This is a genomic window from Thermus sp. (assembly GCF_056332225.1).
Map to the genome: position 1 here is coordinate 1 of NZ_JBWGQW010000245.1, position 551 is coordinate 551.

2 protein-coding genes are annotated in these 551 nt (G+C 65.3%); both read right to left on the minus strand.

Features of this window, described 5'->3' with window-relative positions:
* Positions 1 to 177 (minus strand): ribulose bisphosphate carboxylase small subunit (locus tag AC01Y6_RS11155; protein WP_476671600.1); only part of this gene is annotated, 177 nt, incomplete at its 3' end.
* A gap of 17 nt (positions 178 to 194) precedes the next feature.
* On the minus strand, positions 195 to 551 hold a 357-nt coding region (locus tag AC01Y6_RS11160; protein ID WP_476671599.1), incomplete at its 5' end, for a RuBisCO large subunit C-terminal-like domain-containing protein.

Consider the following 551-nt stretch of genomic DNA (forward strand, 5'->3'; position numbering starts at 1 on the left):
CTCCAGGTCAAACATGGGCAGGCCCCACATGTGCCAGTAGACGTTGTAGGGGCTGGGGTCGTCGGTGTACTCGATGGAAACCGCCCAGCCGTTCTGGATGATGTAGCGGATCTGGGCCTCGATCTCCTCGTCGGTGAGGTCCGGCAAGTAGGAAAAGGTTCCTTGGGTGATCCTCATGGCTTACCTCCCTTTCTTTAGCTCGGGGTGGGCAGGACGTCGGGGGTGTCGGTGGAGGCGAAGTCAAAGGTGACGCTCCCCCAGGTTTCCAAAGCGGCGGCCAGGGCCTTGGAGTGCTGGGCCGCCTTCTTCAGGATCTCGGGGCCTTCCGCCAGGATGTCCCGGCCCTCGTTCCTGGCCTTGACCATGGCCTCGAGGGCCACCCGGTTGGCCGTGGCCCCCGCCTGGATGCCCATGGGGTGGCCGATGGTACCGCCCCCGAACTGCAACACCACGTCGTCCCCGAAGAGGGAAAGGAGCAGGTGCATCTGCCCGGCGTGAATCCCCCCGGAGGCCACGGGCATGACCGCCGGCAGGTAGGCCCAGTCCTGGTC